This is a genomic window from Pseudoalteromonas sp. TB51 (genome assembly GCF_000498055.1).
Taxonomy (GTDB): domain Bacteria; phylum Pseudomonadota; class Gammaproteobacteria; order Enterobacterales; family Alteromonadaceae; genus Pseudoalteromonas; species Pseudoalteromonas atlantica.
This window is the reverse complement of the sequence record NZ_AUTO01000265.1, coordinates 1-1,641: the sequence shown is the minus strand read 5'-3', so window position 1 is coordinate 1,641 and position 1,641 is coordinate 1. Positions and strand designations below refer to the sequence as shown.

Sequence of the window (1,641 nt, the reverse complement as noted above, 5' to 3'; positions counted from 1 at the left end):
GCAGGTAATGAAACCACGGCCACTACCACAGGTGAGGTTGATACAACAGCGCCGGTTGTGACAATAAATGCGCTAGGTGATATAAGTGATACTACACCAACTCTATCAGGTACGGTAAGCGGGGAACCTACAGGCTCAACTGTTACTTTAACTGTAACGGACGCAAATGGTGCAGTGCAAACAATCACCGCACAAGTCATTGCAGATGGAAGTTGGACAGTTGAAGTACCCGTAGCTTTAGCTGAAGGTAGCTATACTGTTGATGCTATTGTTAGCGATAACGCTGGCAATGAAGGTACTGCAAGCGCCTCTGGTACTATTGATACAAGTGCGTTAACTATCACTATAGATGTCATTGGTGAAACCAACGACCAAACCCCACAAATAAGCGGTGATACATTTAATGCAGAAGTAGGTTCGTCTGTTGAAGTTCAGATCACAGACTCTACAGGTGCGACTATTACCTTAACTACGGTTGTTGATGCAAACGGACAGTGGAGTGTTACTCCGCCAGCCGATTTACCTGAGGGAAATGTATCAATCAGTGCAACAGTAACTGATTTAGGCGGTGGTTCAGCCATAGCAGAACTTGATGCTGTAATTGATATTACGCCGCCAACCATACAAATTAACGATCTAGAAACCAGTAATGATACAACACCAATTATTGCTGGTAATACTACAGGCGTTGTATCTGGCACTGTAATAAGCTTGACTGTTACAGATTCACAAGGAGTTGTTCGCTCGTTTAATACGACAACGGATGCACAAGGGAATTGGAGTGTAGAGCTTTCTCAAGAGTTAGCTTCAGGGGATTATACTGTACAGGCAGAGGTTTCTGATGCTGCAGTCAATAGTGCTTTAGATACAGCAACCGGTAATATTGATACTGCGGGGCCAAGTTTAACCGTTGATTTTGATGCTGTAACCAATGATACAACACCGACTATTTCAGGTACGAGTGATGCTGATGTAGGTACAACGATTACTGTAGTGATCACTGATGAAAACGGTGTTGAACATACACTAACAACCACAGTAGATGCCAATGGAAGTTGGGAAGTAACCCCTCAAACAGACTTGAATGAAGGTGATAACACCATCGAAGTGAGCGTGTCTGATGAAGCAGGAAACACAACAACAGTAACCGATACAATTACTTTAGATACGCAAGCGCCCACATTAACCATGCAAACCGTGGGTGATGTAAATGACTTAACCCCGACATTACAAGGCACCAGTAACGAAATTGGCGGCACTGTAACACTCACCGTGACTGACAGTGATGGCGCTGTGCAAACCATTACCACCACCGTTGGTACGGATGGGCATTGGGATATTGAAGTGCCAAGTGCCCTGGCACAAGGTGACTTTACTGTAACGGCCAGTATTACTGATGCCGCCGGCAATGAGAGCACCGCCAACAGCAGTGGCAATGTAGATACTATTACCCCGGTTGTAACCGTGGATGCACTGGGACTTGGTAACGACAGTACTCCACTTATTAGTGGTACTTCAACTGAGCCAGAAGGCACGGTGGTGACGATTGTTATCACCGACAGTAATGGCGATGAAACACCACTCACCGCCACCGTTGATGTCAACGGCAATTGGCAAGCAATCAGCCCAGAATTACCTGAT

Annotated in this window: 1 protein-coding gene; it reads left to right on the top strand. The window is 45.5% G+C overall.

Translation table 11 applies throughout. The features are described from left to right. A partial coding sequence (locus tag L650_RS0115650; protein ID WP_174380529.1) for a beta strand repeat-containing protein occupies positions 1–1,641 on the top strand: 1,641 nt, incomplete at both ends.